Below are 25,587 nucleotides of genomic sequence, written 5' to 3'. Positions count from 1 at the left end.
ATTTTGCTGTCGCGTCCGAGGGCTGCGCCGCGGCGGCTTACATACGCCGTCACGCCTGAAGACAGATTGTCTACCGCGCCGTATTGCACGCGGGCGTTTGCGCCGGTGATCACTTCTGAGACGATGTTAAACACCGCTTTTTTAGGGTTGACCGTACTGATGTAGTTTTCTACATATGTCACAGAGCTGTTGTCTTCAGCTACGACAAGCACATGGTTGAAAAGGGCCGTGTCATTGCTTTCATGGACATAAACGGCTTGAACGGGAGCTTCGAGCTCAACGTTTTTCGGAACATAAAGGAACGCTCCGCCGTTCACAAGAGCCGCGTGCAGCGCTGTTAATTTATGTTCATCGACTTTTACGCCGTCTTTCATAAAATACTTTTTGACAAGGTCGCTTTGTTCACGGAATGCTGTATGAATATCTGTGAAGATCACGCCTTTGTCCTTCAGCTCTTTGGAGAGCGACAAATACGCCGGCGTTTGATCCCGCTGAATGTAAAGCGTCTTGTCTTCGTTGTCAAGATCGATCAGCGATTTCACTTCATCTGAAAGATCATCCAAGGAATCAAGCGGTTTATTTTCTACAATATGCTTGTTAAACTGCGTGAAATTCCAATTTGTAATTTTGGTTTTGTCAGGCTTAGGCAGCGGCAGCTCTTCGGCTTTTTCAAGCGCTTCTAAGCGCAGGTCCTGCAGCCAAGCCGGTTCCTGATGCTTCTCAGAGAAGCTTTTGACATATTCCCGGTCTACAGATAGTTTTGTTTCGAGTGTCATGTTTATCCCCCTAACGCTTACGCTTCTTGACCGACAGTTTCGTCTTCGATTCCAAGCTCATGCTTAATCCAGTCGTATCCTTCAGCTTCCAAACGCTGTGCAAGCTCAGGTCCGCCTGATTTAACGACGCGGCCTTGCATCATGACGTGCACGTAATCAGGCGTGATGTAGTTCAAGAGACGCTGATAGTGCGTGATGATCAGGCAGCCGAAGTCTTCGCCGCGCATTTTGTTGATGCCTTTTGAAACGACTTTAAGAGCGTCGATGTCCAATCCGGAGTCGATCTCGTCAAGGATCGCGATTTTAGGCTCAATCATCATCAGCTGAAGAATTTCGTTGCGTTTTTTCTCCCCGCCTGAAAATCCTTCGTTCAGATAGCGCTGCGCCATGTCGGGGTCCATTTCAAGAAACTCCATGTTCTCATCCATTTTGCGGATAAATTTCATTAATGAAATTTCATCGCCTTCTTCTCTGCGTGCATTGATGGCAGATCGAAGAAAGTCGGCGTTCGTTACACCGCTGATTTCGCTCGGATACTGCATTGCCAAAAACAGGCCGGCGCGGGCGCGCTCGTCCACTTCCATCTCAAGTACATCCTCACCGTCAAGCAGGATGCTGCCTTTCGTTACTTCATATTTCGGGTGTCCCATAATCGCCGCAGATAAAGTCGATTTACCTGTACCGTTCGGTCCCATGACAGCATGGAACTCCCCGCCTTTTATTTCAAGGTTTACACCTTTTAAAATCTCTTTCCCTTCAATCTCAACGTGAAGATCTTTGATTGTTAAAGTCGAAGCAGCCATGAAATATACCTCCAATATAAATAATCATCATTCTCAATTTATTCTCATTCTAATTTTATAACAAATGAAAAGTGAATACAACAAAAGTCTTTTTGACCTTTTTCGTGTACATGTTCTAAAGTGTAACAAAAATTGCTTTTTTCTTAAAGAGATTACGGAAAGAAACTTTACGAATACAGATTCATCCAATAATGGGATCGTTTTAGAAAAGGAGAAATGCGGGGCGAAGTCTTTAAAGCCGCCCCCTTGATGGGGGCGGTGCGTTCTCAATTGCACGGATGATAATGGGAATGGTTTTCTCCTTCAATCTGCAGTGTCACATGTTCGAGTTTAAATTCTTTCTTTAGATAGTCTGATACTTGATGCAAGATTCTATCCCTGTCACCGTCCTCGCTGACGACCACATGGCAGCTTAAAGACGGAAAATCCGACGTAATCGACCAAATATGAAGGTCATGTACGCCTTTTACCGACGGGATTGACAAAAGGCCGTTTTTAAGCCGTTCGATGTCGATATGCTCCGTCTTTCCTTCCATTAATACATGAACCGAATCTTTCGTAACACGCCAGCCGCTTCCAAGTACAAGGAGAGCCGCAATGACGCTTGCAATCGGATCGGCGATATTCCAATTGAAGAACAGCATCAACAGGCCGGCAATGATCGCGCCGACAGAGCCGAGCAGATCCCCGAGTACATGCAGGAAGGCGCTGCGCAAGTTTAAGTTTCCGCTCGTATCGCCTTTCATTAACATCCAGGCAGCCGCTATATTGATGAGCAAGCCAATGGCCGCAATCCCAAGCATGCCTGCGCTTGCAACTTCAGGCGGGCTGAAAAAGCGATGGTACGCTTCCCAAAAAATATAAAATGAGATCGCAAGCAATGCGATGCCGTTTATAAAGGCGGCCAATATCTCAAATCGCTTGTACCCGTATGTTTTGCTGGCATTTGCCGCTTTTTTTCCAAACGTCAGGGCAAAGAGGCTCAATCCAAGCGCTGCTGCATCACTGAGCATATGTCCGGCATCGGACAAAAGGGCAAGGCTGTTTGTCAGCATTCCGCCGATGAATTCGACCACCATAAAGGTGAAAATCAGGCCGAAGCTGATAAGCAGCGCCTTTCTGTTTGCGTTGTGGGCATGGTGATGGCTGTGGCTTCCATGGTCGTGGGAATGACTCATTATAAACTCCTCCTTTATATATGATCATATGTTCATATATTAATTTTATCTTTGTCTCTTGTATTCGTCAACCAGGTTTTTTCATGAGCCGGGCATGCGAAAGGACGGAATGATATCCGTCCTCCCGTTACCCTGTCACATTTATTTGCAAGACGATTTGCTTGCTTTTTTCGTACTCTGCTTCACGCTTTTTCTCTACTTCCAAACGCACTGCCCGGCTTCTCGCATATTCCCCGTAGCCGAGGCCGTGCGACGTGTGCATCGCTTTTTCCATGTCCGCCGTAAATTCAAGATCAAGCTGCTCCCTGACTGAGCAAATAATGAATCATCCTTTCAGCTACTTTTCTACATGGTACCAGCTGATGCACGCAATAGACAAAGATGAATGCGCTGCGCATATGCCCGGAGGCTTTAGTCAGTGCTTCATTTGCTTGAATTCTTCTATCGCCTGCAAGACGAGGGTGACGGACTGACTCATCGTTGCTCCTCCGCCAAATGCGGCGGTAACGCCGACGGCTTCAAGAATTTCTTCCTCTGTCGCTCCGCTGTCGAGACACCCCTTTATATGATAGATGATGCAATATTCGTCTTGAGAGCTGATGCTGATGCCCAGTGCAATCAGCTGTTTCTCCTTTTCGCCGAGCACGCCTTTTTTAAAGCATTCTTGTGTAAATTCATTGTACTTTGAAGCGATTCCGGGCATTTTCTCGGAAAAGATGCCGATTCCCGCCTTATATTCGTGCAGTGCCGTTTCGATGATATTGTCTGGTTGTTGCTGATTCACGCGTACTTCCTCCATTTGTGTTTAGATTTTTTCTTTATTATGGACAACTTTTCGGAAAATACGCGAAAAAACCCCGGTTTGGCTGTAACCGGGGCTCGCTTTTATTCAGATACAGGAAGCACTGAACCTTCATATTTTTTGTTGATGAAATCTTTGATTTTGTCTGAATGCAACACTTCCATCAGCGCTTTGATTTTCGCTGAGTCTTCGTCGCCTTTGCGCACTGCGATGATGTTTGCATAAGGGTTGTCTTTTGGTGACTCAAGCATGATGGAGTCTTTTTTCGGGTTCAGCTTGTTTTGGATCGCGTAGTTCACATTGATGAATACAGCGTCTGCTTCATTGGTTTCATAAGCTTTTGCCGTCATTTCAGGCGCGACATTGTTTTTGATTTTCAGGTTCTTCTTGTTTTCTGTAATGTCTTTAACCGTAGCATCGATTTTTTTGACACCGGATTTTAATTTGATCAAACCGGCTTTTTCAAGCATTGACAGCATACGGCCCTGCTCTGCGGCGTTATTGCTCATGATGATCGTCGCACCGTCAGGAAGATCTTTTAGAGATTTGTACTTTTTGGAATAGATGCCGAATGGCTCAAGGTGAACCGCGCCGACATTTACTAAGTCATAGTCTTTATTTTCTTTCATTTCTTGTTCAAGATAAGGAACGTGCTGGAAGTAGTTTGCGTCAAGATCCTTTGATGCAAGCGCCTTGTTAATCAGTTTGTAGTCAGTGAACTTCTTGATTTGAAGATCATAGCCTTTTTCCTTCAAAAGCGGTTTAGCTTCTTCTAGAATTTCCGCATGCGGTGTCGGCGTCGCTCCGATGACGATGACTTTGCTGTCTTTATCGCCTTCGCTGCTGGAAGAACCGCATGCTGACAAAATGCCGGCAAAAACGATGAGCAAAGCAGCAATCAATAAACTCTTTTTCATTTGAATAGCCTCCCTAACGTTTGTCTAGTTTATTTGTTATAAAATCCCCAATTAACTGGATGATAAATACGATAGCCAAAATAAAAATCGTTGCAATGACAATAATATCGTTGCAATTCATCTGAAAACCGTCGACATATGCGAGGTTTCCGAGCCCTCCGGAGCCGATCGCACCGGCCATGGCCGTTGAGCCGATGAGCGCGATCGCCGTAACCGTAATACCTGAAATGAGTGCAGGCATTGATTCCGGCAGGAGAACCTTGAAAATGATCGTCGACGTTTTTGCACCCATCGATTTCGCCGCTTCGATCACGCCTTTATCGACTTCGCGCAGCGCGATTTCAACAAGGCGGGCATAAAACGGTGCGGATGCGACAATCAGCGCCGGCAAAGCCGCATTCGGCCCCAAAATCGTTCCCATGATAAATTTTGTGAAACTTAGCAAAATAATAATTAATATAATAAACGGAATCGACCGGAAAACGTTGACAATAGCTGAGATCACAGCATTAATCACCTTGTTTTCCCAAATGTTGCCTTTCGATGTCAAATACAGCAGCAATCCGAGAATGATTCCGATGATAAACGCAAACAAAAGCGATATGCCCGTCATATAAACCGTTTCGTATGTCGCATTCCACAGGTTATCCAGATTCACATTAGGAAACAGTTTCTCAAACATTTGTAATCACCTCTGCTTCTACCTGGCGGCTCTTAATGAAATCGACCACCCGGCTGACTTCGCTGTCATCCCCGTCCACATGAATGAATAAAGATCCGTAAGCGCCGTCTTGTGTTTGCGAAATTTTCCCTTGAAGGATGTTGACTTCAACGTCAAATTTCCGGATGATCTGCGTGATGAGCGGCGTTTCGGCCGCTTCGCCGACAAATGTAAGCTGGATCGTCTGACCGGTTTTCGTTTCCTCAAGGAAATGCTGCAACGTTTCCTTTGTTTCTTCCGGTTCTGTCACCTGCTGGACAAAGCGCTTTGTTATGTCTTCCTTCGGCTTTCTGAAGACGTTCAGCACGTCGCCTTCTTCCACAACCCTGCCGTTTTCCATAACGGCTACTCTGTGACAGATTTTCCTGATGACGTGCATCTCATGGGTGATCAGGACGATGGTCAGCCCCAGCCTTTCGTTGATATCAGACAGAAGGCCCAGGATCGAGTCAGTCGTCTGCGGATCAAGCGCTGATGTCGCTTCATCGCAAAGGAGAACTTTCGGATTGTTGGCGAGCGCCCTTGCGATGCCCACCCGCTGCTTCTGTCCTCCGCTCAGCTGGGAAGGATAGGCGTTCTCCTTTCCTTCAAGACCGACGAGCTTGATTAGTTCAGCGACTCTTTTTAAGCGCTGCTCTTTGCCAACGCCGGCGATTTCGAGCGGAAACGCGATATTGTCGCGGACCGTCCTCGACCATAAAAGGTTGAAATGCTGGAAGATCATGCTGATTTCCTGCCGCGCTTCCCTCAAGCTTTTCCCTTTGATTTGGCTGATTACCCTGCCCGCTACTTCAACAGTGCCTGAAGTCGGCTTTTCAAGCCCGTTCAACAGACGGATCAAGGAGCTTTTTCCGGCTCCGCTATATCCAATAATTCCGAAGATTTCACCTTTTCCTATTCTGAGGGTGACATCTTGGACAGCGTTGACATCTCCATGTTTTGACCGATAAACCTTTGAAACGTTTTGAAGATTTATCAAAGCCATCACCTGCTTTCTTGCTCTATTCTTCGAGGTCCAATCATGTTTATGAAAAAAGCCTTTCTGCACACATGAGCAGAAAGGCTATTAAAAGTCGCGGCCTTTCTCTCATCTTTCAAAGCATGACGCTTCGCGTGAATTGGCACCATTTCAACGGTTGTTGATGGTTGCCGGGTTTCATAGGGCACTTCCCTCCACCTCTCTTGATAAGAGAATCATATATTTATTTTTGATAATTATGATCGGAATTCTTCAAGTAGAATATCATGCAGAAAAATAGTTGTCAACTATTTTTCGTAAGACGAATGTCCTATCCGATCGCCCGGCAAAAAGCAAAAAGACGGGCATACCGACAGCCCGCCGTCCCGGTCATATGTTGTATCATGTGTCAATTTTTCAACAAATGTCTATGGATAAAGGTCGCTGTTTTTGAAGAATCCGTCAGTCAGCCACAATATCGCTTCAAGCTTCAATAAAGCCCTGAAAGATCCCTTTACTTTGATCTTGCCGCGCTGAACAAGATTCTGCAGTGAGATGTCTCCATGAAGAAGGTCAATAATTTCGCTTTGCTCTCCAAAAAAAGTCAAATGAGCTTTTTCAACAGGAGTAGATTTTTCCATTTCTCCCCGTTCATTGATCATTAACGTAAAAGCTTCTTTTTCTCCCTTAAAGGTGATCAGCAAAGCTGTTGTTGATAATAGAGGTTTTAAAAAAGGAGCCCGTTCCTCTCTTTCTACCAATCCTATTTTCTCCAACTGTATAACCTCCTGTCAATTGGTCATACTTACAGATTCTCTGTATACAGCGGGAGTCCTTTATGATTTGCTCGACAAGTTTTTGAGGAATATTTCCCGAGAAATATGTCAAAAAGCGCCTTAATCAACAGCATTTTGTTTGATCGTATCATATAAATAGGAAACGGAGTGAAAAGCGTATTCTTTTTTGACGATTTGGCCGTTTTTATAAAGAATGAAGCATGGCACACTTTCGATTTCATTTTCTTTGGCAAACGTCGGGGAATAGTTGAGATTATTTTTGTAGAATGGAACATCTGCTAGCATTTCATCAACGACTTCCAGCATTCTGCCGGCAAGCTGACATGTTCCGCAGAACGGGGTATATAAATACAAAAGACAGGTTTCTTTGCCAAGCTGTTTTAAATCTCTTTCCTGGAGTTCCTGCATAAGTTGAACCGCACCTCAATACTTTTTTAATCATAAATATTTCGTATCCACCTGGATATTCGCCCTGAAAAGAACCTCTGCGACGTGGTGATTCGGAGCTGCAGCAACTTCCTTGTAGACCTTGTCAATGTAAAGATGGGAAGCTTCCGGCAATTCCCTTTTCAGCTGCCGGCGCAGCTTTTCTCCGGAGTCGTCGGCATCGACCAGTATATATACGTCTTTGTCATACAGCGTTTCGGCAAACTCATCGAGTCTGGAGAGACTGATCGTACCGTTTGTACAGATGATGTCAAGCGGCTCTCCGCTGACATGCTTCACTTTAAGCTTATCGGTTTTGCCCTCTACGATTACGACTTTTTCAATTTCCGGCATTTGGATCACCTTTTAATAGAAAAATAGATTCATTCCAAAAAAAGGCAGTGAATACTCACCGCCTAGGCCGGTCAGCACCAGCCTTGATGATCATCACAATCCACATATTTTGCGTCCGGTTTCTTTACAGTATCAGCCATTTTGTAAAATTTCTGATCCTGGAAAGAGTATCCGGATTTTAAATCGTATTGATCCATGCCGGTCATGCGGCCGATCGGTTCATTGTCATAATACAGCTGCATGCCGCCCTCTTTAAAACGGCCTTGAACATGCTCTGTAATATCGATTTTCTCTTTTCCCAGCGTCAATTTGGATACCCCCTCCTGCTTTAGAGTATCCAAATGACAGGGTATTATCCTTTATCAGTCCTCTTTTGTCATCTCTTCGTATTGTTCTGCTGTCATCAGGCTGTCGATTTCTGAAGCGTCAGCCGGTTCAACGACAATCATCCATGCTTTCTCATACGGAGACTCATTGACGAATTCCGGGCTGTCTTCCAGCTCCCCGTTCACTTCGACAACTTTCCCGTTGATCGGCGCATACAATTCAGAAACGGTTTTAACAGACTCGACGCTGCCGAAAGGCTCGTCCGCTTTAATTTCGGCTCCTACTTCAGGCAGCTCGACGAAGACGATGTCTCCAAGCTCGGATTGCGCGAAATCGGTGATACCGATTCTTACTTTGTCTCCCTCTGTTTTGACCCATTCATGCTCTTCTGAATAGCGCAGTTCTTTCGGTGTGCTCATGCTAATCCCTCCAAGAATTGTTTTAATCGTCTTACATTGAAGATATCATATTTTCACGTACTATAACCAGTATCTCTTAAACTGATCTTCGTTAAAACCGACCGTTACCTTTTTTCCGTCAGCCGTGATCGGGCGTTTGATCAGCATTCCGTCGGAAGCCAGAAGCTCAAGCTGCTCGTCTTCTGACATGCCTTGAAGCTTGTCCTTTAAGCCAAGTTCCCGGTATTTCTGCCCGCTTGTGTTGAAGAATTTTTTTAATTCGAGACCGCTCTTTTCATAAAGCTCTTTCAGCTTCTCCTTACTCGGCGGCTGTTCTGCGATATGTATCCCATTTACCTCTTTGCCGTGGTCCTCGAGCCACTTTTTCGCTTTTCGGCACGTTCCGCATTTCGGGTACCAATAAAAGTCTAAAGCCATCTTATACACCCCTCTTCATTTATCCGAGGCTATTTTAACACAGATTGTTTTAAAAGCCTAAAACAATTGTTTCGCCAAGGCAAAAGCCCCGCTGTATGAACGGGGCGTTTTTGATTTACACGATGAATTTCTCCGCTTCAAAGACTGCCTTGGCTGCCAGGCGTTTTTTCTCAATGACATTGACAGGTGTAAAGCGGGTCAGCTTGCGGAGAGCGGCAAGCATCATCCGCAGCGAATCTCCGGATTCCATCGCGATTAACGATTCTTTAGCATGGCTTTCGATTTCCTGGAACGCTTCCTGCGTGAATATTTGCGTGTAAAGGATTTTCTGCGGATGTTTTTCCTCACCGTCTTTAAGAACCGCTTTTTCTGTTCTTAAGACAGCCGATTCCATGGCGTACACCTGGCTGGCAATATCGGCGATGTTCACGAGAATTTCCTGCTCATTATCGATGGTTTTCCCGTATTTCTGCGCGGCAAGCCCTGCGATGAGAAGCGCAATTTTTTTGGCGTTTTTCAGGATGTATTTTTCCTGTTCCAAAACACCGCCGCCCGGTTCTTCAGGCATGAGCATCATCAGTTCCTCTTGAAGCGCTTTAGCTTTTTCGAAAAGCGGGAGCTCGCCTTTCAGCGCTTTTTTCATATATGTGCCAGGAACGATAAGGCGGTTGATTTCATTCGTTCCTTCAAAAATTCGGTTAATCCGGGAATCGCGGTATGCCCGCTCGACTTCGTATTCCTGCATAAATCCATATCCGCCGTGGATTTGTACGCCTTCGTCGACAATATAGTCAAGGGTTTCAGAACCGAACACTTTATTTAACGAGCACTCGATCGCATATTCGGCAATCGATTTTGCAACCTGGCGGCCGTCTTTTTGATCCTCTTCGCTCAAGGTACCCATTTTGTCTTCAAAAAGTCCGACTGTCCGGTATACGGAGCTTTCCATTGCATACAGCCTTGTTGACATGTTCGCGATTTTTTCGCCGATCAGACTGAAGCTTGAGATCGGCTTCTGAAACTGGCGGCGCTGATTTGCATAAGCGGCCGACAGCTCGATCACCCGTTTGGAGGCGCCGATTGTTCCGACGGCAAGCTTGTAGCGGCCGATATTTAAGATGTTGAACGCGATGACGTGCCCTTTTCCCGGCTCGCCTAATAGGTTCTCTTTCGGAACGTGCACCTGGTCTAAAATCAGCGTGCGAGTCGAAGATCCCTTAATGCCCATTTTTTTCTCTTCCGGGCCAGTTGAAACGCCTTCGTAGTCTTTTTCGACGATGAATGCCGAAAAATGCTCCCCGTCTATTTTTGCATACACGATAAACACATCGGCGAAGGCGGAGTTGGTGATCCATTGCTTTTCGCCGTTTAATATATAATGAGTCCCCGCTTCATTCAGCACAGCCGTCGTTTTCGCCCCGAGCGCATCAGAGCCCGAACCCGGCTCTGTTAATGCATAAGCGGCAACCTTTTCCCCTGATGCAAGCGACGGAAGGTACTTTTCTTTTTGCTCCTGCGTCCCGAAGAACACAATCGGCAGCGTCCCGATTCCGACATGGGCGCCGTAGGACAGCGAAAAGCTTCCGGCCCGCGAAAATTTTTCAGTGATCAAAGCTGAGCTGATTTTATCAAGGCCGAGCCCGCCGAACTCTTCAGGGACATCGGCGCCGAGCAGTCCGAGCCCGCCGGCTTTTTTCAGGAGCCTGACAGAGTGCTCGAAATGGTGGTTTTCAATGTCGTCGATATATGGGAGTACATCGCCGAGAATATAATCCTCAGTCGTTTTGGCGATCATTTTATGTTCGTCTGTGAAATCTTCCGGTGTGAACATCTGATCAGCGGTTACGTCTTCCACCAGAAAAGCGCCGCCTTTTTTCATAAGATCCTTTGTTTGTTCCATGTTCCCATCCCCTTTTTTAGACTAATTCGAATACGCCCGCAGCTCCCATGCCGCCGCCGATGCACATCGTCACAACGCCGAATTGGACGTTTCTTCTGCGCATTTCGTGAATGAGCGTAAGCGTCAGCTTTGTACCGGTACAGCCGAGCGGATGTCCGAGTGCGATCGCTCCGCCGTTTACGTTGACTTTCTCTTCATCAATTCCAAGCGCTCTGATGACTTGAATGGCCTGTGAGGCAAAGGCTTCATTCAATTCAAATAAGCCGATGTCTTTCAGTTCAAGCCCCGCCATCTTCAGCGCCCGCGGTACGGCTTCAATAGGGCCGATCCCCATCACTTCAGGCGGAACGCCGCCGACGGCAAAGGAACGGAATTTGGCAAACGGCTGAAGGCCGAGTGCATCCGCTTTCTCTTTGTCCATCAGCATGACGGCGGCTGCTCCGTCGCTCGTTTGCGAAGAATTGCCCGCGGTGACGGTGCCTTTTGCGGAAAATACCGGCTTTAATGCAGAAAGGACTTCAGCCGTCGTCTGCGGACGTACGCCCTCATCGACGGAAAATGTAAACGTTCTTTCCTGTAATTGATGATTTTCGTCCACTTCTCTGACGGTGATCTCCATCGGGGCGATTTCTTCCGCGAATTTTCCTTCAGCTATCGCTTTTGCCGCTTTTTGGTGGCTGCTGACGGCAAAGGCGTCCTGATCCTCCCTGGACACGCCGTATTTCGTGGCAACCTGCTCTGCTGTATGCCCCATCCCCATATAGTACTCGGGAGCCGTTTCGGCCAGAGCCGCGTTCGGTCTGACGATATGGCCCATCATCGGCACGATGCTCATCGATTCCGCTCCGCCGGCAATGACCGTGTCCGCTCCGCCGAGCATGATCTTTTCGGCTCCGTATGCGATCGATTGAAGACCTGAAGAACAATACCTGTTGATCGTTACGGCCGGGACGGTATGGGGAAGGCCGGCAAGCGCGCCGATGTTGCGGGCCATGTTCAACCCTTGCTCGGCTTCCGGAGTGGCGCAGCCGATAATTAAATCGTCAATATTCCCATCATACCCGCCGGCTCTTTTCAATGTTTCTTTGACGGCGTGCGCTCCTAAATCATCCGGGCGGACCGTTCTTAATGAACCTTTTTTTGCTTTTCCGACCGGGGTTCTCGCTCCTGACACAATGACTGCCTCTTTCATAATTTCTCCCTCCTAATTACGCAAAGGTTTGCCTTTTACAAGCATATGCTGCATTCTCGCCTGGGACTTCGGTTCACCCACAAGACTCAGAAAAGCTTCTCTTTCCAGATCGAGCAAATATTCTTCGGAAACTTCCGCGCCAAACGGGACCCTTCCGCCGGCAATGACGAACGCCAGCTTTTTCGCGATTTTCATATCATGATCCGATATCGCCCCGGACAGCTTCAATGCTTCCGCACCGAGGAGGAGCGCGGCGTAGCCTGTTTCTCCGACGACCCGGACGTTTTCCTTGACCGGAGGACGATAGCCGTTTTCATAGAGCGTCAGGACAAGCGATTTTGCATCATACAAAAGATGATCCTGGTTCATGCTGATTTGATCCTGCACCGTCAATATATTTAATTCCTTCGCTTCTTGCGCAGATGTCGACGTTTTCGCCAGCGCAATCGTTTCGAACGTGTGATTTGCCGCTTGCTGTATGTCAGCCCCGGCTCCTTTAGGAACCCCTTTGAAATGGTTCAAGTAAAGCTCTTTGTTGCCGCCTCCCCCGGGGATCAGGCCGACTCCTGTTTCTACAAGGCCCATATACGTTTCGCTCGATGCCTGTACGCGTGCAGCCGGAAGGCACAGCTCCGTTCCTCCGCCGAGCGTCATGCCGAACGGAGCGGCGACAACCGGCTTGGAACTGTATTTTACTTTCATCATCGTCTCCTGAAACTTGCGGATGATCATATCAATTTCAACATAATTTTCGTCCTGGGCTTCCATAAGCATCATCGCCAGATTGGCGCCGACGCAGAAATTTTTGCGCTGATTGCCGATGACAAGCCCTTTATAATTGGCATCCGCTTCATCGAGCGCAGCATTCAGCATTTGGATAATATCAAAGCCGATCGCATTGCTTTTTGAATGGAATTCCAGCAGTGCGACATCATCGCCCAAATCTATTAAGCTGGCGCCGCTGTTTTTCTTGATGACGCCCTTTGTCTCCTTGATGGCAGACAGATGGATGTTTTTCTTATTTTCGTGAAGCGCCCGATATTCGCCGCTCTTCATATCATAGAAAAACGTTTTTCCATTTTCCCGAAGGTAAAATGACTCATGCCCTTTATCGAGCATCTCTTTGACCCAATCCGCAATCTGCCAGCCGCCGGCCTCAAGCTTCTCAACCGAAGCTTTCACACCGATGCTGTCCCACATTTCGAAAGGTCCTTCAGACCAGCCGAACCCCCATTTCATTGCCTGGTCGACAGCCGTTATGCTGTCGGCGATTTCGCCTGTCAGGGCCGCCGAATACACAAGGGTGGGCGCCGTTATATTCCACAGCAGGGCCCCGGCCCGGTCATCAGAGTAAACAAGCGCTTTCATTCTTGCCCCGTATCCTTTGACCTGCTTTGCCGCTTCAAGTCCAGGCGTTTTTAATTTTTTGCGTTTTCCGTATGTCATCGTCATCGGATCGAGCTCAAAAATGTCTTTTCCTTCTTTTTTATAAAAGCCTTGTTTTGCTTTGCTGCCGATCCAGCCGTTTTCAAGCATTTTTTCAATGAACTCCGGCAGCCGGAAAACCTTTTGTTCTTCTCCTTCAACCTGGTCGTACACGTTTTTGGCTACGTGTGAAAACGTATCAAGACCGACGACATCCAGCGTTCTGAATGTCGCGCTTTTCGGCCGTCCGATGAGAGGGCCTGTTATGGAGTCCACTTCGCCTACAGAATAGCCGCCTTTCAGCATCTCCTGGACCGTCACGAGAAGTCCGTACGTTCCGATGCGGTTAGCGATAAAATTCGGCGTGTCTTTCGCTTCAACGACCCCTTTGCCAAGCACATTTTCCCCGAACGTTTTCATAAACGAAAGAACGTCAGGATCGGTTTCTTCTATCGGAATGATCTCAAGCAGCTTTAAATAACGGGCCGGATTGAAAAAGTGGGTGCCCAGAAAGTGCCTTTTGAAATCGTCTGACCTTCCTTCGGCCATTTGCTTGACGGAAATTCCCGATGTGTTGCTGCTGACAATGCTTCCTTGTTTTCTGTACTGATCGACTTTGGCAAACACCTGCTTTTTGATGTCCAGGTTTTCAACAACGACTTCGATAATCCAGTCAGCCTCTTTTATCATTTCAAAATCGTCTTCCATGTTTCCCGTACGAATATAGCCGATGTTTTTTTTGGAAGTCAGCGGAGCCGGCTTTTGCTTCAGCAGCCTTTCGGCGGCCGTTCTCGCCAGCCGGTTGCGAACGTCCGGGTCTTGAAGGGTGCGGCCTTTTTTCGCTTCTTCTTCGGTTAATTTACGCGGAACCATATCGAGCATTAACACAGGAATGCCGATGTTGGCTAAATGAGCCGCGATTCCCGATCCCATGACCCCTGATCCTAAAACTGCGGCTTTTCGAATATGCTTGACCATGAATGATCCTCCCTCACCTTTTTTGAATGAACACTCATTCATTTTTACTCCAAAAAAATAAACTCCCCTGTCTTCTTCCATCTTAAAAGATTTTGGAAATGAGTTCAATAGTCTTGATGGAAAATGTCAGAAATTTTTTCATGGTGCAGGCAACTCCGCATCTTACATGTTTCACCGCTTTTAGGACACGCTTATACAGAGGAGGTGAAGGCATGGTACGCGAAAGAAAGAACCCTTCTTCTGCTGCAGTCAGCGCCGCAAGCATGAAAGGAAGCGCAGGGCCTGATTACAAAAAAGAAGATGCGGGCGGCAAACGGACAAGCCAGAATCAGCAGTATAAAAAACATAATATGGATGGTCCAGAAGAACATTGAAAACAATATTTAAAAAGGAGGCATCACTATGCAGAAGCAGCAGGGAATGGCAGCACCGCCACCCGTGATTTCGACGAAGGATCATTTGTATTTGCAGGATATGCTGAACTGGAACTTGCTTGCGATGAAAAAAGCTCATTTTATGGCGGAGCAGTGTCAGGATCAGTCGCTCAAAGCAGAGCTTGATCGTGTCGGTCAAATGCACCACAGCCACTACAACGCGATCCTCAACCATCTTCGTCAAGGGCAGAACGATAATCCTTCAGGGTATATGCAATAGGAGGGGGCAAAACATGAACCAGCAAAACCAGCAGAAAATCGGCAACCAGGAAACACCGGTTCCAAAAACGAGTGCAATGAATGACAGGGATTTTGTCAATGAGTTGTTGACAACCGAAAAATATATCACTTCCGCATACTCCACAGCGTTGAATGAACTTAGCCATGAATCGCTTTATAAGGGAATCCAGACCCTTTTCAATGAAGCGCAAAACGCGCAGCGGAGATTATACGAGGTGATGTTTCAAAACGGCTGGTACAAAGTGGAGGCGGAAGACGGGCAAAAGATCCAGCAGACATACCAGCAGTTTCAGGCAGATCTTCAAAGCCAGTCGCCTTATCAGCAAAACCAATAAGCAGAGATCCTCGGGGAGATTTCTCTGCTTATTTTTCCCGATTGGCGCGATGCGCTTCATTCATGTTTTTGATGCTTTGGATTACTTCTTTTATCCCCTGCTTTGCATCCGGATATGCTTGATTCCAATGCTTTGCAAGCGGGGGCATGCTTTTTGCGATATGCGTATAAATGATCCACATCTTCACCTGCTCCTGAAGCTCTTCATCCGTCTCTCCTAAAAGCAGCTCCGTATATTTTTCAACTAATCCGTCAAGCTGCTCCCGAAGCTTCTGCTCCATCATGACACCCTTTCTTTTTGCTTTTTTCTCGGGCATGTACTGCAGGTTGCGCCGCTTTTGTCCGTTGCATAATACAAGCAGAAGGTTGAGCGGGTCTGTTCCGCGTCTTGCCCTTGATAAAACTTTGCTAGCGGATTTTCACATACGTCTGTTCCAAAAAGGTCCGGCTCTGCTTCATACAATATGTAGTAAAAATCCTGTTCCGCCCGTTTTTTCAGTTCCTGATCGGAAATTTCCGTCTGCAGTGTTTCATACATCCAAAACAGATAAACCGCAATATTTTCCCAGAGAATCTTTTTTGAAATCGAGCATGCCTGAAAACAGGCGGTTATCAGCTTATCCACATGATGTTTAAAAACGCCTTCCGTCAGTTTTTCAAGCTCCTGCCTGCGGTTTTCTTGAACGATTTCCGCTTCATGTTCAAAGTAAAACGACGGCGCCCACCCTTGGCCTCCGTCGTCAATTTCCCATGACATCAAGGAAGGATCAGCCGGCAAACGTTTTCCGCAAACGGTAAAAAGGTAAAAATGAAGCGCCGTCATCATCCCGCAGCGTTTCATCATTAAAGAAGCGGCGACTTTCTCATTCGGGGCGTTGAGCCCGCCTTTCATCTTCCCCAGATACCGCTTTAAAAAACCGGCATGTAAAAGCCGGTCACCTTTTACAGACAATAAGGAGCCGGTCCGCTTCGTTCCCAGGCCGAAACGAAGCAAAGACTCAAGCTCCTTTTCTGTTAAATTAAGCATGGGACTCAACCACCTGCTGAACGATGCATCTTCCCCTGCCGTACGGAATACAGTGCGGCGTGCCGAAAAGCGGGTCTCTCGTCACTTCGCAGTCCATTTCAAATACATCCTGCACAAGCTGGCAGTTGATGATCGATTCAGGCCTGCCTTCCGCGTAGATCTGCTTATTCTTGATGGCCACCAAATGATGAGCATAGCGGCAGGCGAGGTTCAAATCGTGGAGCACCATCACAATTGTACGCTTTTCGGTTTCATTTAATTCAAAAAGCAGGTCAAGAATTTCGATTTGATGGGTCATATCCAAATATGTCGTCGGTTCGTCCAGCAAAATGATGTCCGTTTCCTGGGCGAGCGTCATCGCGATCCAGGCGCGCTGGCGCTGGCCGCCTGACAACGAATCGACCGTGCGCTCTGCGAGCTCTTCCATTCTTGTCGCTTTTAATGCTTTATTAACGGCTTCTTCATCTTCTGCCGACCATTGCTTCAGCCAGTTTTGGTAAGGATATCTTCCCTGTTTGACGAGCTGGAGAACCGTAAATCCTTCCGGGGCTGCGGGTCCTTGAGGTAGAATGGCCAGCTCTTTCGCAACCTCTTTTGTCGGAAGCTTGGCGATCGATTTTCCCTCCAGCAGCACGGAACCGCCCTTTGGCTTCATCAAACGTGCGAGAGACCGAAGGAGAGTTGATTTACCGCAGCCGTTGCTGCCGATAAATACAGTGATTTCACCTTTTGGTATCGTTAAGTTTAACTCATCAATAATGATCGTTTCTCCATAACCTAAGCTTAACGTTTCTGTTGAAATGGCACTCATGAATGAAATCTCTCCTTTTATTGGTTTCTGCTTTTATACAGCAAGTAGATAAAGTAAGGGGCGCCGATCGCGGCTGTGAATACGCCGGCTGGGACTTCAACGGGAGAAAACAGCGTTCTGCCGATGAGATCAGCCGTCAGCACAAGCAATCCGCCGATCAGCGATGCGACCGGCAAGAGGGCGCCAAATGAAGAGCCGACAAGCCGTCTTGCGATATGAGGCGCCATCAGGCCGACAAATCCGACGGTTCCGGCAAAAGCGACAGCAATTCCGGCAAGAGCAGTGCTGAGCAGAAGGAGCAGGAAGCGGTTCCGCTGAACGGAGCTCCCCGCACCCGTCGCCAATTCTTCCCCGAGCGTCTGAATGTTGACGCTTCTGGCAGCTGCAGCGCATACCAGCAAAAGAATGAGCGCCGCCGGGATTAAAAAGTGCACATCCTGCCAGTTCGATCCATATACTGATCCGGTAATCCAAACATTTGCCTGCGACATTCTGTATATTGGACCTTTCATCATAAACAGCGTCGTCAAAGACTGGGCCAGCATCGAAAAACCGATGCCGATCAATATAAGCCGAAAAGTCGAGGCGCCGTTTTTATAAGACAGAGAATAAACGAGCATTCCAGCCAAAGCCGCACCGATAAACGCGGCGACAGGGAGCCAGCCGATGCTGACGGTCAGCGCGCCAGTGCCGTCGGAAAACAGCATGAGAAACAAGACAACGGGTACAGCTGCTCCGCCCGTAACGCCGATGACGTCGGGCGATGCAAGCGGGTTGCGGATCAGTCCTTGAAGAACGGCACCGGACGCAGCCAGACAGATTCCCGCAAACAAGGCGACCAAAATCCTCGGCATCCTGAATGACATGATAATCAACTCATCCGCAGGATCACCGACGCCAAAAAACGTCCGCATGACGGTGCCCGGTGATATAAACCGTTCGCCGACACCTGCGCTGACTACGACGGCAAACACGGTAACCAGCAATAAAACGATAAGTGAAAACAGCGCTTTTTTGCCGATCAAAAAGGAAACGCCGCCTTTTCCGATCCGAAGTGTACGGTAATTTTTCAATTTTGGAACCCCCTTCTCGCTATGTACACAAAAATGGGGATTCCAATGATTGAAGTCATGACACCGACCGGCACCTCTTCAGGCATGATCAGATACCTCGCGCCGATATCGGCGGTGACGAGCAAAATCGCACCCAGCACGGCGCAATAAGGAAGCACCCAGCGATGGTCATGGCCGACGATGTATTTCGCAAAATGAGGAATCACAATGCCGATAAAACCGATCGGTCCGGCAACCGCCACCGATCCGCCGGCAAGCAGAATGATCGACAGCGCCATCAGCGCTTTGATCAGCCACGTCTTTTGCCCGAGGCTTTTGGCCACGTCCTCTCCCATTGTCAAAATATTAATCTTGGAACCCAGCAAAAAGCTGATCATGAACGCCGGCACGATGTACGGCAGGACAGAGGTCAGCAGACTGAGGTCGCGTCCTTGCACAGATCCGGCGAGCCAAAAGATCGCCTGCTCTAAAGCCGCTTCATTGACTGACAGCATTCCCTGCGTCAATGAAGAAAACAATGCCGTCATTGCCGCTCCGGCAAGAGTCAGCTTCACAGGAGTCAAGCCTTCCCTTCCGAGTGAGCCGATAAAATAGACGGCTGAAGCAGCAAATGCTGCGCCCAAAAACGAAATCCACGCTATCGCCTGAAGCGAACCGACATGAAAGAAAAACAGAGCGCCGACCACGAAAAAGCCGGCTCCGCCGTTTATGCCGAATATCCCGGGTGATGCGAGGGGATTTTTCGTCATCGCCTGCATCAAAGCCCCGGCAACGCCGAGTGAAGCGCCTACAACTGCGGCGATCAGGGCGCGCGGCAAACGCACGTTTTGTATGACGAGGTGCTCGTTTGAACCGTTAAAATCGGTAAACGCTTTATAGGCCGTCGTCCAGGACGTATTGGTATAGCCATAGACGATGCTTGAGCAAACAGCGGCGATTAAAATCAAAATGAAAGCCAGTAGTGCGATCGTTCTATATCTATTTGTCGTAAAGAGCATATTTCAATTCTCCTACTTTAACTCCACAATCTACTCATTATTGTATCAGATTACACTGATCTTGAAAATCATTTTCAATTAACAATTGACAAAATTCTTCGTCAAAATTAAGATCAGAATGAAAATGATTTTCACTCTAAGGAGGACGCGCATGAAAAAGTGGTTAATGATTGGATTCACTTCTCTGTTAACGCTTTCAATCCTTGCTGCATGCAGCGGCGGCAACCAAAAGGACTCGTCAGGCGGTAAAAGCAAGGATACGATAACCGTAAAACACGCGATGGGCACTGAGACTAAAGTTCCGGCCAATCCCAAAAGGGTCGTCGTACTGACAAATGAAGGAACGGAAGCGCTGCTTGAACTCGGGATTAAGCCGGTCGGCGCGGTCAAATCGTGGACGGGCGATCCATGGTACAGCCACATCAAAGATGAGATGAAAGGCGTTAAAGAAGTCGGGCTCGAAGGCCAGCCGAATATCGAAGCGATCGCCGAACTGAAGCCTGATTTAATCATCGGGAATAAAATGAGGCAGGAAAAAATTTATGACAAGCTGAGCCAAATCGCGCCTACGGTTTTCTCCGAAACGCTCCGCGGCGAATGGAAAGACAACTTCTCGCTCTATGCGAAAGCGGTCAACAAAGAGGCTAAAGGAAAAGAAGTGTTAAAGGACTTTGATAAACGCGTCAGCGACTTAAGCGAAAAGCTCGGCGACAAGAAAAAGAAACGGGTTTCCGTCATCAGATTTATGGCCGGCCAATCGAGGATTTATTATGAAGACTCATTCCCGGGAATCATTTTGAAACAGCTTGGCTTCGATTTCCCGGACAAGCAGAAAATGCTGTTTGAAAAGCAAAAAGACAAATTTGCTTTTATGACCGAAAGCAAAGAATCGATTCCGGAAATGGACGGGGATGTCCTGTTTTATTTCACATATCAGCCGGCTGAAAGCAAAAAAGACGCGCTCACATGGCAACACGATTGGACGAGCGATCCGCTTTGGAAAAAGCTGAATGCCGTTAAATCAGGAAATGCGCACGAAGTAGACGATGCCATCTGGACGACGGCCGGCGGCGTAAAAGCGGCAAACCTGTTTCTCGATGACATCGAAACATATTTTCTCAAATCGTAAAGACATTCACAGCCGAACGGCGAATGCAAACCGAAAGGAGCATCCCTCATAAGAGAGGATGCTCCTTTACGATTTGCCGATATATACTTTTGACGTTCCGTCGGGCCATGTCACCTTCAGCTGAAACCGGTCATATCCTTCATCAAGGTTAAATGCCTCCAGCACATTGCGAATGACTGCCGATTCTTTTTCAGATTTGGACACCGGGAGTTCACTTAACACCATTTTCATTTCATTTAAGGCTTCCTCCCCTTCACGGTCCGCATCATTCAATTTGTCTTTGATTTCAGCTTCTTCGTGCTCCTTTTTCTGGTATCTTGCTTCAAATGTATTGTGTTTTCCGTCCCCGTAGTTTACCTTCAGCGCAAACAAATCGAACGGTACGCTTTTTACATCTGAAACGGGCGCATCTTCTATAGCCGCCTTCCGGCCCTCCGGATATGCCCCGGGCGCCGCCTGGCAGCCGGTTAGCAAAACGATGAGCACAGCAATCGTGGCCATCCGAAATACGTTCATACAGTTTCATCTCCTATATGCACATTATTCTTAGCTATATCCACGTTTGCTGTAACTCATTCAATAAGAGGACGGCTCTTTTTACGTCAGGGCCAAAAATTGTTCTGCATCACGGACGGCAAGGGCGATGGCTTCTTCCCAGAAATTGCGCTTTGTCAAATCGGCGCCGAGATGTTTCATTGCCAGATCTTCTACCGTCATGGAAGCCGTATCCTTTAAAAGCGCGATATATTTTTCTTCAAACGCCTGCCCTTCTTTCAGCGCCCTTGAATAGATGCCGAGCGAGAACAGATAGCCGAACGTATACGGAAAATTATAAAACGGGATGGACGTAATATAAAAATGCAGCTTTGAAGCCCAAAAATACAGATGGTACTCGCCAAGCGCCCCGCAGAATGCTTCCCTTTGAGCCTCTTCCATGAGCTCGTTCAATCTGCCGGCGGAAACGACGCCGTTTTTGCGCTCTTCATAAAATCGGGTTTCAAATAAAAACCTTGCGTGTATATTCATGAAAAAGGCGACGCTGCGCTGAATTTTATCCTCAAGGAGGACGAGTTTTTCTTCCTCTGAATCAGCCTGTTGCAAAGCGGCATCGGCTGTGATCATCTCCGCAAAGGTTGAAGCGGTTTCCGCCACATTCATCGCATACGCCCTGTTCATCGGCCTTACGTCCATTATGACTTCCTGATGAAAAGCATGGCCTAGCTCATGGGCGAGGGTTGACACGTTAGAGGCGCTTCCGGAATAAGTCATAAAAATTCTCGATTGGCGGCTGTCCGGAAAGTTGGCGCAAAAGCCGCCAGGCCGTTTGCCTCCTCTGTTTTCCGCCTCAATCCATCTGTCTTTGAACGCTTTTTCTGCAAATGAAGAAAGCGTTTTGCCAAACGTTTCAAACTGCTCGGTAATAAAATTGGCCGCCTCGTCATATGAATATTCCTTTGCAGCCGAACCGAGCGGTGCATCGACATCAAACCAGTCCAGCTTCTTCAAACCGAGAAGGGAAGCCTTCCGCTTGAGATAATCGACAAACGGCTGCTTATGGTCGATAATGACCTGCCACATCGCATCAAGGGTTTCCCGTTTCATCCGGTTGATTTCAAGCGGCTCCTTCAGCACATCTTCCCAGCCTCTCGCCTCGTACACATTCAGCCTGAAACCAGCCAGATGATTGAGCGTGCTGCTGAAAAGGTCTGCGTGCTGCTCCCATGCATGGTCAAGATTTTTGGATACGGATTTGCGGATCTTCCTGTCCGGCTTGGATGTCAGGTTGTTCGCCTGCCCGACCGAGAGGATTTTCGTTTCTCCGTCCTCTTCATAAGGAATCTGGATTTGGCCGATGATGCTGTTGTATAAATCTCCCCACGCATGATATCCGTCGACGGCAAGGCCTTCGATCAGCGATTCCTGATTTGCGCCGAGCTTTTCTTTCACCCTCGATCTTCTCTCATTTAAAACAAAAGCGATGTCTGAACAATCATTGAGAACCTTTTCCCAAAGGGCTTCATTTATAGCGGCAAGCTTGTTGTCGAAAATGACCAGAACCTTTTGGAAATCCGCATTCAGCCGGGTTACTTCAAAATTGAGGGCGTTCGCTTTTAAATCTGTCATGTTCTGTGCTTGCAGACAGCCGACATATGCGTTTGACTGCCTGATTTTCACATCGATCGTCTCAAAAAGTTCGATCGCGTCTTTTATTCTGCCGGACTCCGCTTTCGCTCCGTCCAAAGCAGTGGCTTTCTCCTTAAAAGAAGAAATCAAGGTTTTAATCTCCTTTAAATATGCTTGAAAAGCCGGGGAATCGCTTCCCCCTTTAAAAAAGACGTCGAGATCCCACGTATCCTTAAGATGCTGTAAAGCCATGACCAGTCCCCCTTTTTTCGTAATGATTCCATTATAAGATAAATTTACCTGCACGGGTAAAAAAAGACGGCTCCAGCTTCTAAAGCCGCCGCAGCCGTTTCACCGCATAGCTTGTTGTGATAAGCCCAAATAGCCCGAGCAAAAACAGGAACAATCCGGCGCTTAGCGGCTGTTCATCCCGTGCGCCTGCAATGCCGCCGGTTCGGTCATCGCCTTCAGGTTTTTCAGCGATTTGCAGGGAGCGAATCAGTCTGCCGTCTTCCCCTTCAATTTTCAGGGCTCCGTCGCTTCCCAGCTTTTCCTTCAGCGCTTCCCCCTTCTTTTTCGTAACAAATAAAGGCTCCGTCAGCTTATGCCGTACGCCGTCTTGATCTGTGAACTGTCTGCCCTTTTCGTATGCAACCGTTTCAAAGCCGCTGAATCCTTTATCCAGCAGCGTTTTTGTGTCATCGTACATCGTCTTTTGATCATCGGCCTTCATCACAACGGCGATCAAGTGAAGCTCACCGCGCGCGGCCGTCGTCACAAGCGTATGCTTTGATTCATTCACAAATCCGTTTTTTCCCCCTGTAATCCCTTTGTACGGAATTTCTCCGGTGAGCATCCGGTGATGGTTTTTCAGCGTCGTATCCCACGTCTTGCCGTGCCAGGCTGTCTCCTTTTCTGAAAAAAGCACCCGAAACGTCTCGTTTTTCATGGCATATGCCGTGATTTTCGCCATGTCTGCGGCTGTCGTATAATGATTTTTGTCAAACAGCCCGTGAGGATTCGTGAAATGTGTATCGACCGCGCCGGCCCGCTCTGCAACAAAGGCGTTCAAATCGCCGGCAAACCGTTCAACGCTTCCGCTCATGTGTTCAGCGATCGCCGTTCCGGCATCGTTTCCGGAATTCATCAGCAGCCCCTGAAGCAGCGTCCTTAGCGGGACGATTTCCCCTTTCTCCAAATAAACGCTTGTCCCTTCCGTTTCAGCAGCTTTTTTGCTGATTTTAACATTATCCTTCAAATTTCCTTTCTCAATCGCATAAATCGCCGTGGCGATTTTTGTGATGCTGGCCGGATACATTTTTTTGCGGCTGTTTTTTTCATAAATGGCCTGTCCCGACTTCTCATCGATCAAAATAGCGGAAACGCTTTTCATGTGCTTTTCGGCGGCTTTTGCCGAACCATGAAAAAACAGTGCCGGGCATAGTACAATAAGAAGCAGGAAGGTTAATTTGACGTCCATCGTCTCACCTTGCTTTACTTTTTTGAAAAATAGGTCTTTAAAATTTTAGCAACGATTTATTTCCCCCTGCAAGGGGTATTAGTCAATAAGCATTCGAACGGAGGAACTTCATTGAAAAATAAAACTGCAATCGTAACAGGGGCAAGCAGCGGAATCGGACTGCTGACCGCTTTGAAGCTCGCCGGCACGCATTTTGTCATTGCGGCGGTGAGACATCCCGAAAAAGCCGAAGCATTAAAACAACAGATTACAGCCCACAATGCCGAAACTTCAATTGCGGTGATGGAGCTGGATGTAACAAAAGAACAATCGGTCGCATCATTCTCAGACAAGCTGAAGGAGTACGGAGCAGTTGATCTTCTCGTCAACAATGCGGGAACGGCTTACGGAGGATTTACCGAAGATTTGTCATTGTCCGATTACCGCAACCAATATGAAACAAATGTGTTCGGCCTCATCGCAGTGACCAAAGCCGTCCTCCCTCATATGAAAAAAAACGCCGGGGCAAAAATCATCAATGTCAGCAGTATAAGCGGACGGATCGCTTTTCCGGCTTTCTCGCCTTACGCTTCTTCAAAACACGCGGTTGAAGGATTTTCCGAAAGCCTTCGCCTTGAGCTCAGACCTTTCGGCATTGACGTTGCCGTCGTTGAGCCGGGCTCATACCGGACGGGAATTTGGGATACCTCCTTGACGGAGCACGTCGCTTTCCCTAAGCCTGATTCGAAATACGGCCCATACTTTGAACGAATCTCAGCCTACATCGCCGACAGCCGGAGCGATTACGGAAACCCGGAAGAAGTGGCAGGGCTGATCGGCAGTCTCGCTTTGAAAAAGCGGCTGAAAAAACTCCGTTATCCGATCGGCAAAGGCGTCCGCCTGCTGATCTTTTTGCATTCTTTCCTACCGTGGCGTTTTTGGGAGCGGGCCGTCAGCAAAAAGCTCGATCAAAAATGTTATTTAAAATAATTATAATTTAGTATTGATTTTAATTTTATATTTGTTATAATGTAATTAACAAATGAAAAACACGAGGAGGAAATTACATGATCTCTCAACAATTAAAACAGCAAAATCCGGTACTTGAAAACTCAATAAACACGAATTTGTCAAACTGGTTCATCCTCTATACGAAGCTTCACCGCTTTCACTGGTATGTAAAAGGACCGCAGTTCTTCACGCTTCACGAAAAATTCGAAGAACTTTACAACCATGCTGCAGAAACGGCCGATGTTGTCGCTGAACGATTATTAGCTATCGGCGGACAGCCGCTCGCATCAATGAAAGAATACCTTGATCACGGCACCATCTCAGAGGCAGGCACAGAAAAAACGGCGTCTGACATGGTTTCCGCGCTTGTCAGCGATTACCGCCAAATCCGCAAGGAAATCGAACATATTATCGGGCTTGCGGAAGAAAAATCAGACAATGCCACCGCTGACCTTTATATCGGCTTAACTGAGGAAATTGATAAACAAATTTGGATGCTTTCTTCATTTTTGGGGGAATAACAAAAAAGCCATGGCAAACAGTGATATGCTCCCCTA

General features: G+C 47.5%; 31 protein-coding genes and 1 riboswitch. Of the genes, 6 read left to right on the top strand and 25 right to left on the bottom strand.

Features of this window, described 5'->3' with window-relative positions:
• The 17 genes from V7126_RS15145 to V7126_RS15065 form a co-directional block, all read right to left on the bottom strand.
• Positions 1-776: SufD family Fe-S cluster assembly protein (locus V7126_RS15145; protein ID WP_335497697.1), on the bottom strand; the 776-nt coding region annotated here is incomplete at its 3' end.
• A gap of 17 nt (positions 777-793) precedes the next feature.
• Positions 794-1,579 (bottom strand): Fe-S cluster assembly ATPase SufC, encoded by a 786-nt coding sequence (gene sufC / locus V7126_RS15140; protein ID WP_175075442.1) that lies wholly within the window; start codon positions 1,577-1,579, stop codon positions 794-796.
• 266 nt (positions 1,580-1,845) lie between these two features.
• On the bottom strand, positions 1,846-2,757 hold the full coding sequence (locus V7126_RS15135; RefSeq protein ID WP_175075443.1) for a cation diffusion facilitator family transporter: 912 nt from the start codon (positions 2,755-2,757) through the stop codon (positions 1,846-1,848).
• 127 nt (positions 2,758-2,884) lie between these two features.
• Positions 2,885-3,031 (bottom strand): hypothetical protein, encoded by a 147-nt coding sequence (locus tag V7126_RS15130; RefSeq protein WP_164918177.1) that lies wholly within the window; start codon positions 3,029-3,031, stop codon positions 2,885-2,887.
• A gap of 141 nt (positions 3,032-3,172) precedes the next feature.
• Positions 3,173-3,556 (bottom strand): carboxymuconolactone decarboxylase family protein, encoded by a 384-nt coding sequence (locus tag V7126_RS15125; protein ID WP_175075444.1) that lies wholly within the window; start codon positions 3,554-3,556, stop codon positions 3,173-3,175.
• An 86-nt stretch (positions 3,557-3,642) separates the two neighbouring features.
• Positions 3,643-4,476, bottom strand: coding sequence for a methionine ABC transporter substrate-binding lipoprotein MetQ (metQ, locus tag V7126_RS15120; RefSeq protein WP_175075445.1), 834 nt, complete (start codon positions 4,474-4,476; stop codon positions 3,643-3,645).
• A 13-nt stretch (positions 4,477-4,489) separates the two neighbouring features.
• Complete coding sequence (locus V7126_RS15115; protein ID WP_046130199.1) at positions 4,490-5,158, bottom strand: methionine ABC transporter permease; 669 nt, start codon at positions 5,156-5,158, stop codon at positions 4,490-4,492.
• Positions 5,151-6,176: a methionine ABC transporter ATP-binding protein MetN gene (metN, locus tag V7126_RS15110; protein WP_175075446.1), complete on the bottom strand. Its 1,026-nt coding sequence runs from the start codon at positions 6,174-6,176 to the stop codon at positions 5,151-5,153. Before metN ends, V7126_RS15115 begins: the two co-directional genes overlap by 8 nt.
• Positions 6,177-6,281: 105 nt before the next feature.
• Positions 6,282-6,389, bottom strand: a riboswitch (SAM riboswitch).
• A gap of 194 nt (positions 6,390-6,583) precedes the next feature.
• Positions 6,584-6,931: an SCP2 sterol-binding domain-containing protein gene (locus tag V7126_RS15105; RefSeq protein ID WP_046130201.1), complete on the bottom strand. Its 348-nt coding sequence runs from the start codon at positions 6,929-6,931 to the stop codon at positions 6,584-6,586.
• A gap of 120 nt (positions 6,932-7,051) precedes the next feature.
• A complete protein-coding gene (locus V7126_RS15100; RefSeq protein ID WP_046130202.1) occupies positions 7,052-7,360 on the bottom strand; it encodes a thioredoxin family protein in 309 nt (102 codons plus the stop codon).
• 30 nt (positions 7,361-7,390) lie between these two features.
• Positions 7,391-7,732, bottom strand: coding sequence for a toprim domain-containing protein (locus tag V7126_RS15095; RefSeq protein ID WP_175075447.1), 342 nt, complete (start codon positions 7,730-7,732; stop codon positions 7,391-7,393).
• 71 nt (positions 7,733-7,803) lie between these two features.
• On the bottom strand, positions 7,804-8,040 hold the full coding sequence (locus tag V7126_RS15090; protein ID WP_175075448.1) for a YusG family protein: 237 nt from the start codon (positions 8,038-8,040) through the stop codon (positions 7,804-7,806).
• 54 nt (positions 8,041-8,094) lie between these two features.
• The gene (gene gcvH / locus V7126_RS15085) at positions 8,095-8,478 is read right to left on the bottom strand and encodes a glycine cleavage system protein GcvH (protein WP_046130205.1); all 384 of its coding nucleotides are present in this window, start codon (positions 8,476-8,478) and stop codon (positions 8,095-8,097) included.
• Positions 8,479-8,538: 60 nt separating this feature from the next.
• Positions 8,539-8,895: an arsenate reductase family protein gene (locus V7126_RS15080; RefSeq protein ID WP_046130206.1), complete on the bottom strand. Its 357-nt coding sequence runs from the start codon at positions 8,893-8,895 to the stop codon at positions 8,539-8,541.
• Between the two features lie 115 nt (positions 8,896-9,010).
• Entirely contained in the window at positions 9,011-10,795 is a 1,785-nt protein-coding gene (locus tag V7126_RS15075) for an acyl-CoA dehydrogenase family protein (RefSeq protein WP_175075449.1), read from the bottom strand.
• A 16-nt stretch (positions 10,796-10,811) separates the two neighbouring features.
• The gene (locus V7126_RS15070) at positions 10,812-11,987 is read right to left on the bottom strand and encodes an acetyl-CoA C-acetyltransferase (RefSeq protein ID WP_175075450.1); all 1,176 of its coding nucleotides are present in this window, start codon (positions 11,985-11,987) and stop codon (positions 10,812-10,814) included.
• 12 nt (positions 11,988-11,999) lie between these two features.
• Positions 12,000-14,390 carry a 3-hydroxyacyl-CoA dehydrogenase/enoyl-CoA hydratase family protein gene (locus V7126_RS15065; RefSeq protein ID WP_175075451.1) on the bottom strand — a complete coding sequence of 797 codons (2,391 nt, stop codon included), beginning with the start codon at positions 14,388-14,390 and terminating at the stop codon, positions 12,000-12,002.
• A 212-nt stretch (positions 14,391-14,602) separates the two neighbouring features.
• On the opposite strand from V7126_RS15065, the gene V7126_RS15060 reads away from it, so the two are divergent.
• The 3 genes from V7126_RS15060 to V7126_RS15050 are packed head-to-tail and all read left to right on the top strand — an operon-like array spanning position 14,603 to position 15,399.
• Positions 14,603-14,764 carry a YuzL family protein gene (locus V7126_RS15060; RefSeq protein ID WP_082094071.1) on the top strand — a complete coding sequence of 54 codons (162 nt, stop codon included), beginning with the start codon at positions 14,603-14,605 and terminating at the stop codon, positions 14,762-14,764.
• Between the two features lie 28 nt (positions 14,765-14,792).
• Positions 14,793-15,044 (top strand): hypothetical protein, encoded by a 252-nt coding sequence (locus tag V7126_RS15055; RefSeq protein WP_175075452.1) that lies wholly within the window; start codon positions 14,793-14,795, stop codon positions 15,042-15,044.
• A 13-nt stretch (positions 15,045-15,057) separates the two neighbouring features.
• A complete protein-coding gene (locus tag V7126_RS15050; RefSeq protein ID WP_046130211.1) occupies positions 15,058-15,399 on the top strand; it encodes a spore coat protein in 342 nt (113 codons plus the stop codon).
• A gap of 28 nt (positions 15,400-15,427) precedes the next feature.
• On the opposite strand, the gene V7126_RS15045 is transcribed toward V7126_RS15050, so the two are convergent.
• From V7126_RS15045 to V7126_RS15025, 5 genes are read right to left on the bottom strand one after another with little or no spacing between them, the layout of a single operon-like run.
• Positions 15,428-15,679: a YusU family protein gene (locus V7126_RS15045; protein WP_175075453.1), complete on the bottom strand. Its 252-nt coding sequence runs from the start codon at positions 15,677-15,679 to the stop codon at positions 15,428-15,430.
• Complete coding sequence (locus tag V7126_RS15040) at positions 15,679-16,425, bottom strand: IucA/IucC family C-terminal-domain containing protein (protein ID WP_175075454.1); 747 nt, start codon at positions 16,423-16,425, stop codon at positions 15,679-15,681. Before V7126_RS15040 ends, V7126_RS15045 begins: the two co-directional genes overlap by 1 nt.
• Positions 16,418-17,236 (bottom strand): ABC transporter ATP-binding protein, encoded by an 819-nt coding sequence (locus tag V7126_RS15035; protein WP_335497696.1) that lies wholly within the window; start codon positions 17,234-17,236, stop codon positions 16,418-16,420. The genes V7126_RS15040 and V7126_RS15035 overlap by 8 nt, the downstream gene beginning before the upstream one ends.
• A gap of 17 nt (positions 17,237-17,253) precedes the next feature.
• Complete coding sequence (locus tag V7126_RS15030; RefSeq protein WP_175075455.1) at positions 17,254-18,309, bottom strand: FecCD family ABC transporter permease; 1,056 nt, start codon at positions 18,307-18,309, stop codon at positions 17,254-17,256.
• Entirely contained in the window at positions 18,306-19,307 is a 1,002-nt protein-coding gene (locus tag V7126_RS15025) for a FecCD family ABC transporter permease (protein ID WP_046130216.1), read from the bottom strand. The genes V7126_RS15030 and V7126_RS15025 overlap by 4 nt, the downstream gene beginning before the upstream one ends.
• Before the next feature lie 151 nt (positions 19,308-19,458).
• Here V7126_RS15025 and V7126_RS15020 point away from each other — a divergent pair, with 151 nt between their 5' ends.
• Positions 19,459-20,436, top strand: coding sequence for an ABC transporter substrate-binding protein (locus V7126_RS15020; protein ID WP_175075456.1), 978 nt, complete (start codon positions 19,459-19,461; stop codon positions 20,434-20,436).
• 66 nt (positions 20,437-20,502) lie between these two features.
• Here the strand turns inward: V7126_RS15020 and V7126_RS15015 are convergent, their stop codons facing one another.
• The 3 genes from V7126_RS15015 to V7126_RS15005 all read right to left on the bottom strand — a co-directional run bounded on the left by V7126_RS15015 (position 20,503) and on the right by V7126_RS15005 (position 24,040).
• Positions 20,503-20,952 (bottom strand): YusW family protein, encoded by a 450-nt coding sequence (locus V7126_RS15015; RefSeq protein WP_046130218.1) that lies wholly within the window; start codon positions 20,950-20,952, stop codon positions 20,503-20,505.
• An 81-nt stretch (positions 20,953-21,033) separates the two neighbouring features.
• A complete protein-coding gene (locus tag V7126_RS15010; RefSeq protein WP_175075457.1) occupies positions 21,034-22,812 on the bottom strand; it encodes a M3 family oligoendopeptidase in 1,779 nt (592 codons plus the stop codon).
• A 79-nt stretch (positions 22,813-22,891) separates the two neighbouring features.
• Entirely contained in the window at positions 22,892-24,040 is a 1,149-nt protein-coding gene (locus V7126_RS15005) for a D-alanyl-D-alanine carboxypeptidase family protein (protein WP_175075458.1), read from the bottom strand.
• Between the two features lie 111 nt (positions 24,041-24,151).
• On the opposite strand from V7126_RS15005, the gene V7126_RS15000 reads away from it, so the two are divergent.
• Positions 24,152-25,009, top strand: a complete 858-nt coding sequence (locus tag V7126_RS15000) for an SDR family oxidoreductase (RefSeq protein ID WP_175075459.1) — start codon at positions 24,152-24,154, stop codon at positions 25,007-25,009.
• Between the two features lie 77 nt (positions 25,010-25,086).
• Entirely contained in the window at positions 25,087-25,551 is a 465-nt protein-coding gene (locus tag V7126_RS14995) for a Dps family protein (protein WP_046130222.1), read from the top strand.
• Positions 25,552-25,587: the final 36 nt, after the last annotated feature.

Source organism: Bacillus sp. JJ675, assembly GCF_036963165.1.
Taxonomy (GTDB): domain Bacteria; phylum Bacillota; class Bacilli; order Bacillales; family Bacillaceae; genus Bacillus; species Bacillus glycinifermentans.
This window is presented reverse-complemented; position numbering and strand designations above follow the sequence as displayed.

What these genes read in the sequence shown, in the direction of transcription:
- V7126_RS15100 (WP_046130202.1), bottom strand. Translation starts at nt 7,360, where the DNA reads ATGCAGGAACTCCAGGAAAGAGATTTAAAACAGCTTGGCAAAGAAACC.
- V7126_RS15010 (WP_175075457.1), bottom strand. Translation starts at nt 22,812, where the DNA reads ATGGCTTTACAGCATCTTAAGGATACGTGGGATCTCGACGTCTTTTTT.
- gcvH (WP_046130205.1), bottom strand. Translation starts at nt 8,478, where the DNA reads ATGAGCACACCGAAAGAACTGCGCTATTCAGAAGAGCATGAATGGGTC.
- V7126_RS15050 (WP_046130211.1), top strand. Translation starts at nt 15,058, where the DNA reads ATGAACCAGCAAAACCAGCAGAAAATCGGCAACCAGGAAACACCGGTT.
- metQ (WP_175075445.1), bottom strand. Translation starts at nt 4,476, where the DNA reads ATGAAAAAGAGTTTATTGATTGCTGCTTTGCTCATCGTTTTTGCCGGC.
- V7126_RS15015 (WP_046130218.1), bottom strand. Translation starts at nt 20,952, where the DNA reads ATGAACGTATTTCGGATGGCCACGATTGCTGTGCTCATCGTTTTGCTA.
- V7126_RS15130 (WP_164918177.1), bottom strand. Translation starts at nt 3,031, where the DNA reads ATGGAAAAAGCGATGCACACGTCGCACGGCCTCGGCTACGGGGAATAT.
- V7126_RS15065 (WP_175075451.1), bottom strand. Translation starts at nt 14,390, where the DNA reads ATGGTCAAGCATATTCGAAAAGCCGCAGTTTTAGGATCAGGGGTCATG.
- V7126_RS15060 (WP_082094071.1), top strand. Translation starts at nt 14,603, where the DNA reads ATGGTACGCGAAAGAAAGAACCCTTCTTCTGCTGCAGTCAGCGCCGCA.
- V7126_RS15125 (WP_175075444.1), bottom strand. Translation starts at nt 3,556, where the DNA reads ATGGAGGAAGTACGCGTGAATCAGCAACAACCAGACAATATCATCGAA.
- V7126_RS15075 (WP_175075449.1), bottom strand. Translation starts at nt 10,795, where the DNA reads ATGGAACAAACAAAGGATCTTATGAAAAAAGGCGGCGCTTTTCTGGTG.
- V7126_RS15095 (WP_175075447.1), bottom strand. Translation starts at nt 7,732, where the DNA reads ATGCCGGAAATTGAAAAAGTCGTAATCGTAGAGGGCAAAACCGATAAG.
- V7126_RS15020 (WP_175075456.1), top strand. Translation starts at nt 19,459, where the DNA reads ATGAAAAAGTGGTTAATGATTGGATTCACTTCTCTGTTAACGCTTTCA.
- V7126_RS15045 (WP_175075453.1), bottom strand. Translation starts at nt 15,679, where the DNA reads ATGGAGCAGAAGCTTCGGGAGCAGCTTGACGGATTAGTTGAAAAATAT.
- V7126_RS15080 (WP_046130206.1), bottom strand. Translation starts at nt 8,895, where the DNA reads ATGGCTTTAGACTTTTATTGGTACCCGAAATGCGGAACGTGCCGAAAA.
- V7126_RS15035 (WP_335497696.1), bottom strand. Translation starts at nt 17,236, where the DNA reads ATGAGTGCCATTTCAACAGAAACGTTAAGCTTAGGTTATGGAGAAACG.
- V7126_RS15115 (WP_046130199.1), bottom strand. Translation starts at nt 5,158, where the DNA reads ATGTTTGAGAAACTGTTTCCTAATGTGAATCTGGATAACCTGTGGAAT.
- V7126_RS15040 (WP_175075454.1), bottom strand. Translation starts at nt 16,425, where the DNA reads ATGCTTAATTTAACAGAAAAGGAGCTTGAGTCTTTGCTTCGTTTCGGC.
- V7126_RS15025 (WP_046130216.1), bottom strand. Translation starts at nt 19,307, where the DNA reads ATGCTCTTTACGACAAATAGATATAGAACGATCGCACTACTGGCTTTC.
- V7126_RS14995 (WP_046130222.1), top strand. Translation starts at nt 25,087, where the DNA reads ATGATCTCTCAACAATTAAAACAGCAAAATCCGGTACTTGAAAACTCA.
- V7126_RS15070 (WP_175075450.1), bottom strand. Translation starts at nt 11,987, where the DNA reads ATGAAAGAGGCAGTCATTGTGTCAGGAGCGAGAACCCCGGTCGGAAAA.
- V7126_RS15135 (WP_175075443.1), bottom strand. Translation starts at nt 2,757, where the DNA reads ATGAGTCATTCCCACGACCATGGAAGCCACAGCCATCACCATGCCCAC.
- V7126_RS15055 (WP_175075452.1), top strand. Translation starts at nt 14,793, where the DNA reads ATGCAGAAGCAGCAGGGAATGGCAGCACCGCCACCCGTGATTTCGACG.
- V7126_RS15005 (WP_175075458.1), bottom strand. Translation starts at nt 24,040, where the DNA reads ATGGACGTCAAATTAACCTTCCTGCTTCTTATTGTACTATGCCCGGCA.
- sufC (WP_175075442.1), bottom strand. Translation starts at nt 1,579, where the DNA reads ATGGCTGCTTCGACTTTAACAATCAAAGATCTTCACGTTGAGATTGAA.